Source organism: Devosia elaeis (assembly GCF_001650025.1).
Classification (GTDB): Bacteria; Pseudomonadota; Alphaproteobacteria; order Rhizobiales; family Devosiaceae; genus Devosia; species Devosia elaeis.
Map to the genome: position 1 here is coordinate 22076 of NZ_LVVY01000115.1, position 7682 is coordinate 29757.

The following is a 7682-nucleotide window of genomic DNA, read 5'->3' on the forward strand; positions in this document are numbered from 1 at the left end:
GCCCCTGGGGCGGTCCCCAATCGACCGCCCTGGCCGCCTGTGGATTTGCCAGTTTGTCATGCAAGGCATACCGCGCCAGCGGCCCCCTTCTGGCGCGCCCTTGCGAGCTATTGGAGACTTGCCATGAATGTCCGCCAGGCCATCCAGGACGTGACAGACCGCATCGCCGCGCGCAGCCGTGACACGAGACGCGATTATCTCAATCGGCTCGATGCCGCCAAGGAGCAGGGCGTCTATCGCAGCGCGCTGTCCTGCGGCAATCTCGCCCACGGTTTCGCCGCCTGCTCGCCATCCGAAAAGGCGGCTCTCGCCGGCAACAGGGCGCTCAATCTGGGCATCGTTACCTCCTATAACGACATGCTGAGCGCCCATCAGCCCTATCAATTCTATCCCGACATCATCAAGGAAGCCGCGCGCGAGATGGGGGCCACGGCCCAGGTCGCCGGCGGCGTACCGGCCATGTGCGACGGAGTCACCCAGGGGCAGCCGGGCATGGATTTGTCGCTGTTTTCCCGCGACGTCATCGCCATGTCCACGGCCATCGCCCTCAGCCACAACATGTTCGACGCCGCCGTCTATCTCGGCATCTGCGACAAGATCGTGCCCGGCCTCGTCATCGGCGCGCTGAGCTTCGGGCACCTGCCGGCCGTCTTCATCCCCGCCGGCCCTATGCCGTCCGGCCTGCCCAATGACGAAAAGAGCAAGGTCCGCCAGCTCTATATGGAGGGCAAGGTCGGCCGCGCCGAATTGCTGGAGGCCGAAAGCAAGTCCTACCATTCGGCAGGCACCTGCACCTTCTACGGCACGGCCAATTCCAACCAGATGCTCATGGAGATCATGGGCTTGCACCTGCCGGGCGCCAGCTTCGTCAATCCCGGCACGCCCCTGCGCGATGCCCTGACCCGTGAAGCGACCCGCCGCGCCCTGTCGCTGACCAAGGAAGGCAATAATTACACGCCCATCGGCCACATCCTCGACGAAAAGGCCATCGTCAACGGCCTGGTGGGTCTGCATGCCACCGGCGGCTCCACCAACCACACCATGCACCTGATCGCCATGGCCGCCGCTGCCGGGCTTCAGGTGACCTGGGACGACATGAGCGACCTGTCCGATGCTACCCCCTTGCTGGCCCGCGTCTATCCCAATGGCGTCGCCGACGTGAACCATTTCCATGCCGCCGGCGGCATGGGCTATCTCATCAAGGAATTGCTGGAAGGCGGCTATCTGCACGAGGACGTTAAGACCGTCTGGGGCACCGGCCTTTCCGGCTATACGGTCGAAGCCAAGCTCATCGAGGAAGCGCTGACATTCGAGCCCGCCCCCGAGCAAAGCGCGCTTCCCAAGGTGCTGACCAGCGTGAAGGCGCCGTTCCAGCCCACCGGGGGGCTCAAGCTGCTCAAGGGCAATCTCGGTCGCTCGGTGATCAAGGTTTCGGCGGTCAAGCCGGAACATCGCGTCATCGAAGCGCCGGCCCGCGTCTTTCATGGCCAGGAAGGTTTGCAGGCCGCCTTCAAGGCGGGCGAACTGACCGGCGACATGATCGCCGTGGTGCGCTTCTCCGGTCCCAGGGCCCTCGGCATGCCCGAATTGCACAAGCTCACTCCGGCGCTCGGCGTGCTCCAGGATCGCGGCTTCAAGGTGGCCCTGCTCACCGATGGCCGCATGTCCGGTGCCTCGGGCAAGGTGCCCGCCGCCATCCACATGACGCCGGAAGCCGTCGATGGCGGCCCCATCAGCAAGATCCGCGATGGCGACATGATCCGGCTCGATGCCAATGAGGGCACGCTGACCTTCCTGGGCGACGAGAAGGAGTTCTTCTCCCGCACGCCCGCCACCGAAGATTTGCGCAGCCAGCATTTCGGCATGGGCCGAGAACTCTTCGCCGGCTTCCGCAATCTGGTCGGCGTCGCCGATCGCGGGGCGAGCGTCTTCAGCTAGGCGCCGGGCCCACATAGCGCGCCCGCGGCCGGATCAGGGCGCCGGTCTCGATCTGCTCCAGCGCGTGGGCCAGCCAGCCCACGCTGCGCGCCAGCGCGAAGATTTGCAATGGCGCGTCCTCGGGCAGTTCATAGGCCTGGGTCAGCGCCGCCAGCGCGAAATCGATATTGGGCTTTTCTCCGCTCAGCCTTTCGCCTTCCGCCATGAGTTCGGAAAAGAGCGGCGGCACGGTCATGGCGCCGAGCAGGGCCGCGGCGCGGCTGTCGCCATCCTCATAGAGCTTGTGCCCGAAACAGGGCAGGCCCTGGCCATAGCCCAGCGTGGCGATGACGGCGCTTTCCGCGCCGGCGCGCCGGGCATGATCATGGAGCGGGCCCAGGCTTTGGCTGGCCGTGCCGTGGAGCGGCCCGGAAAGCGCCGCCAGCCCCGTCAGCACCGCCGCGGCGAGCGGCGCGCCGGTCGAGGCGGTGACGCGCGCGGCGAAGGTCGAGGCATTGAGTTCGTGCTCGGCCAGCAGAACCAGCGCGCGGCGCAGCGGATCGGCCGCTTCCGGGCGGCCCCAGCACGCGGCCAGCCGTTCATGCATCGGCGCCGCGCCGGGGCCGGCCAGGGCGGTGGCCATGGTCGCCAAGGCCGCCTCCGCCTCATCGATCAGCACGGCGCGGGCCCGGCCCGGCGTGGGCATCTGGGTGGCCGCCAGTTCGGCCATGGCGAGATAGGCGCTGCGCAGGCCAGGCACGCCCAAATCTGTGCTTCCCGTCAGATCCGGCCGGTGCGAGGCCTGCCAGAGATGCCGGGCGATATCCTCCAGCGTGGCCGTTTCGGCGAGAGCGATGGCATCCTCGCCGCGCAGCATCAGGCGGCCATCCACGATGGCGGAAATCTCGGTGGGCAGCACCGGCTCGCCCCAGGCAATGGTTTCGGCCGCCACCTGCTGTGCCGGGCGGCGTCCCCGCTGCCGCGCCGCCAGCCGCTCGACATCCTCCGCCCGGTAAAGGCTGCGCCGCGGATCCTGCGGATCGGGCCGCGCCGCGATCCGCCCCCGGCTGACATTGGCATAGAGCGTCTGCGGCTTGGTGCCCAGGAGCCCCAGGGCGGCTTCCGCGCTGATCCAGCTCATCCGACCTCACATTGATCAATTCCATCAAGATTGACGTCAATCTTGATTGTCTCAATCTAGGCCGGAACAACAAGGAGACGCAACATGTCCGGCCTCGACGATGTCATTGCCGCCGAAACCACTTTGTCCGAAGTCGATGGGCTCAATGGCCGCCTGGTGATCTGTGGCCGCCGGCTGGACGAACTGGCCGGCAAGACCAGCTATGAGGGCGTGCTGGCCCTGCTCTATGCCGACCTGCTCGGGGAAGACGAAAAAACCATCAGGACACGTCTTGGCCAGGCGCGGCTGCGTGCCTTTCATCACGTTGCTCATATCGACAGTGACCTCCTCGCCCTTTCCCTGACCGAGGGCCTTCGCGCCCTTATGGCACGGCTCCCCGATGGCGAGGATAAGTCCACCGCCCTGCTGCTGACTGCCGCGCCGGCCGTGTTCCTGCCGGCCCTGATCCGCCGCAAGGCCGGAGAGGATGCGATTGCCCCGGACGCGACGCGCAACCATGCCGCCGACATGCTGGCCATGCTCAATGCAACGCCTGCCAGCGCCGCTGCGGTTCTGGCGCTGGAGACCTATCTGGTCACGGTGGCCGATCACGGGCTCAATGCCTCCACCTTCGCCGCCCGCGTGGTGGCCTCGACCCGCGCCGGATACACGTCCTCCGTGCTTGCCGCGCTCGGTGCGCTCAAAGGGCCGCTGCATGGCGGGGCGCCCGGACCGGTGCTCGACATGCTCGATGCCATCGGTGCTCCCGACAAGGCCGGCGGCTGGCTGGCGAGCGAATTGGCAAAGGGCGAGCGGCTGATGGGCTTCGGCCATCGCATCTACCGGGTCCGCGACCCGCGGGCCGATGCGCTCAAGGGCGCATTGCAGCGCCTTGGCGCGGCGGGCGGCATGAATGCCGGGCGCCTGGCCCTGGCCGAGGCAGTGGAGCGCGAGGCCCTGGCCCTGTTGCGTTTCGCCAAGCCGGGCCGGACGCTCGAGACCAATGTGGAATTCTTCACCGCCCTCCTGCTCGAAGCCCTGGGCTTTCCCCGCGAGGCCTTTACCGGCATCTTTGCTACCGGCCGTGTCGGCGGCTGGATCGCCCATGCCCATGAGCAGATCGCCAAGGGCCGCCTGATCCGCCCGCAATCGATCTATGTCGGCCCCAAGGCCGCCTGACCCAGCCAGTCGGCAATGGCGGGCGCATCCTCGTCCCCGAGCATGTGCCCGCCCGCGACCACGCGCGTGGTGACATCGGCCCCTGCTGCCGCCAGCGCTTCGGCCAGCTTTTCGCCCTGCGCGCGGAAGGCGTCGTCCGCGCCCAGCACCAGCAACATCGCCGCACCGCGAAGATCGGTTTCGGGCGCCGCATCCAGCACCATGGCCGGCCGCAGCAATATGGCCCGGCGCGGCATGTGCGGATGCAGCAGCATGGCGGCGGCCAAGAGATTTGCACCGTTGGAATAGCCCAGGGCGGCCAGCGTGTCGGCGTCGAACCCATAGGCGGCGCGCGCCTCCTCGAAAAAGGCGTTCAGCGCTCCGGATTCGAAGCGGATATCCTTCTGGTCGAAGATGGACGGACCGAAGGAGCGGAACCAGCGCCGCGAGCCGGTTTCGGTGCTGCGGCCGCGCAGCCCCAACAGGGTCGCCCGCGGTGCGGCGCGATGCGCCAGCGGCATCAAATCGGCCTCGTCCCCGCCCGTGCCATGGAGCAATGCCAGAGTCGAGCCGTCGGGCATGTCGGGCGTGAAGAAGCGATGCTTGTAGATGAGATCGCGATAGACCACCCGTTCTTCGCCCGGCAGGCCGAATTGCGGCAGCATGACCTTCATGGCGTCGGGGTCGGGTGTGTCCGGCGGCATGAACAGGGTCGTGCCGAGCGTCTCCAGCGTCTCGTCCAGGGTAAAGCCGGGGCCGTCGCTGGCCATTTCGATCAGCACATTGCCCGGCTCGCGCACATAGAGCGAGGTGAAATAATGCCGATCGTGCAGATTGGTGAGACTGGAATTGCGCCGCCGCAATTCCGCTTCCACCGCCTCGACCTCCTGCGCGTCGGCGGCCCGCAGGGCAACGTGGTCGGCCGTGCCCGTGCCCGGCGCGCCCGGCCAGAAGCCGGCGGCCTCGCGCACGTCGATGACATCGCCGATATCGGAAACCAGCCGCTGCACCGGCCCTTCCGCGGCATCGGGCCGGAAGCCGAAGCGACCGAGAAAGGCCGATGTTTCCTCCTGCACTTCGGAGAGCAGCGTCACCCCCCTGATGCGCCGGATCCGCTGCTCGGGCGGGATATCGCCCGCCGGCATGTCCAGCGCCGGCAGGCTGGCGCTGACCAGCTTGACCAGCACATTGTCCGGATCGCGCAGCCGCAGCACGGTTTCGCCGAATTCCTGGCCCGTGCCTTCGACCTTCACCTGATGGGTCAGCGCCCGTTCCAGCCAATAGCCGATGGCGCCCGGCGCCACAGCCAGCGCGATCTCGCTGACCTGTCCGGCCCCGGCCTGACCCGACGAGCCGCCCTGCCAGACGAGAAAGGTGACGAGCGAGCCCGGCGAGGCGGCACGATCGCCGTAGAACAGGTGCAATTGCCTTGCATCCTCGTAGCCGCCGGTGCGCTTGACCAGGCGCAGCCCGAGAAAGCCGGCATAGAAATCGACATTGGCCTGCACATCGCCGGTGATGAGCGTGACGTGATGGATGCCCGAGGTCATCGGCTTCTCCCGAACAGGCGCTCGATATCGCCCTTCTTGAGTTCCACGTAAGTGGGGCGGCCATGGATGCACTGGCCCGAATGCGGGGTTGCCTCCATGTCGCGCAGCAGCGCGTTCATCTCGTCTACCCTGAGGCGCCGCCCGGAGCGCACCGAGCCATGGCAGGCCATGCGGGCGATGATCGCTTCCATGCGGTCGGTCAGCGCCGCCGCGCTGTCCCATTCGGCCAGCCCGTCGGCCAGGTCGCGGATCAGTCCGCCAATATCGGTATTGCCCAGAATGGCCGGCGTTTCGCGCACGGCAATGGCGCGGGGGCCGAAGCGGTCGAGATAGAGCCCGAATTTTTCCAGTTCCGGCGCGGCCTCTTCCAGCCGGCCGCAATCTTCCTCCGGCAATTCCACGATCACCGGAATGAGCTGCGCCTGGCTGGGCACCGGGCCGGCGGCCATCTGCGCCTTGAACCGCTCATAGACCAGCCGTTCATGGGCGGCATGCTGATCCACCAGCAAGAGGCCCGCATCGTTCTGCGCGATGATGTAATTGTCGAACATCTGCGCCCGCGCCGTGCCCAGCGGGTAGTCGACTGCCTCCTGCACACTTTCCACCGCTTCCACCCGCCCGCTGGGCTCGGTGAAGCCGGAAAGCCGGCCGGGCGAATTGTCGAGATTGAGCGGCGCGCGTTCGCCCTGCCAGCGATAGGCGCCGGCCGGCGCCGGTGCCGCAGCGGCCAGTGCGGGCATGGGCGGCGTCTGCATTTCGGGGGCGGTGAAGGCGCCCAGAATATCGTCGGCCACGCTGGTCGAGGCCTTGAAGCCGGCGGCGGCCAGCGCCATGCCGATGGCCCGGATCACCGCGCCGCGCACCGCCCCCTGGTCGCGGAAGCGCAGCTCCGCCTTGGCCGGATGCACGTTGACGTCCACCTCGGCCGGGTCGATGGCCAGATAAAGCGCCACGACCGGAAAGCGGTCGCGGAACGTATAATCGGCATAGGCGGCGCGCACCGCGCCCACCAGCACCTTGTCGCGCACCGAACGGCCATTGACGAAATAGAACTGGCTGAGCGAATTGGCCCGCGTATAGGTGGGCAGGCCCGCCATGCCGGCCACCACGATTCCATGGCGGTGCGTGGCCAGGGTCACCGCGTTCTCGACGAAATCGGCGCCCATCACCTGGCCCAGCCGGGCCGCCAATGCGCCTTCGCCGGACACGGCGGGCCAGTTGGAGCCGGTGCGGTCGCTGCCCTCCAGCACGAAATGGATTTCCGGATTGGCCATGGCCAGGCGCTTGACCACGTCGGTGATCGCGCTGCCCTCGGCGCGGGCGCCCTTGAGGAATTTGCGCCGCGCCGGCACCTGGGCGAAGAGATCGCGCACCTCGATCACCGTGCCCCGGTTCATCGCCTGCGGCATTGGTCCGGAGCGCCGGCCATTGTCCACCACCAGCACCAGCCCGCTTTCCGCATCGGCCGGGCGCGAGGCCACCGAAAGCCGCGCCACCGAGCCGATCGAGGCCAGGGCCTCGCCGCGAAAGCCCAGGGTCTTGATGTCGTCGAGATCGTCGGCCACGAGCTTGGAGGTGGCGTGCCGTTCGACCGAGAGCAAGAGGTCGGTGCCGTCCATGCCGTGTCCGTCATCGCCGATGCGGATCAGGTCCATGCCGCCATTGGCCGTGGTGACGACGATGCGGCGCGCCCCGGCATCGATGGCATTTTCCACCAATTCCTTGACCACGCTGGCCGGTCTTTCCACCACTTCGCCGGCGGCGATGCGGTTGATCAGGTCTTCGGGCAGCTGGCGGATGGGCAAGGGCGATTCTCCTGTTCCGCCAATATAGGGCAGGGCGGCTCACATGCCGACCCGCTTTGCCCGCTTGTGCCCAGGCCGAAGTGCCGGCCGGTTTAAAAACCTCCGGGTTTGAAACGTCGATGGAAGCCCCGA

General features: G+C 67.5%; 5 protein-coding genes. 2 read left to right on the forward strand and 3 right to left on the reverse strand.

What is annotated here, in order from left to right:
- The first annotated feature begins 123 nt into the window (after nt 1-123).
- Nucleotides 124-1938, forward strand: coding sequence for a phosphogluconate dehydratase (gene edd, locus A3840_RS15160; RefSeq protein ID WP_067458618.1), 1815 nt, complete (start codon nt 124-126; stop codon nt 1936-1938).
- On the opposite strand, the gene A3840_RS15165 is transcribed toward edd, so the two are convergent.
- Nucleotides 1931-3058, reverse strand: a complete 1128-nt coding sequence (locus tag A3840_RS15165) for a citrate synthase (RefSeq protein WP_067458621.1) — start codon at nt 3056-3058, stop codon at nt 1931-1933. The genes edd and A3840_RS15165 overlap by 8 nt on opposite strands.
- Nucleotides 3059-3142: 84 nt before the next feature.
- Here A3840_RS15165 and A3840_RS15170 point away from each other — a divergent pair, with 84 nt between their 5' ends.
- Nucleotides 3143-4216 carry a citrate synthase/methylcitrate synthase gene (locus A3840_RS15170; RefSeq protein WP_067458624.1) on the forward strand — a complete coding sequence of 358 codons (1074 nt, stop codon included), beginning with the start codon at nt 3143-3145 and terminating at the stop codon, nt 4214-4216.
- Here the strand turns inward: A3840_RS15170 and A3840_RS15175 are convergent.
- Entirely contained in the window at nt 4192-5745 is a 1554-nt protein-coding gene (locus A3840_RS15175) for a VOC family protein (RefSeq protein WP_067458627.1), read from the reverse strand. The genes A3840_RS15170 and A3840_RS15175 overlap by 25 nt on opposite strands.
- The gene (gene mutL, locus A3840_RS15180; RefSeq protein ID WP_067458630.1) at nt 5742-7550 is read right to left on the reverse strand and encodes a DNA mismatch repair endonuclease MutL; all 1809 of its coding nucleotides are present in this window, start codon (nt 7548-7550) and stop codon (nt 5742-5744) included. Before mutL ends, A3840_RS15175 begins: the two co-directional genes overlap by 4 nt.
- Nucleotides 7551-7682: the final 132 nt, after the last annotated feature.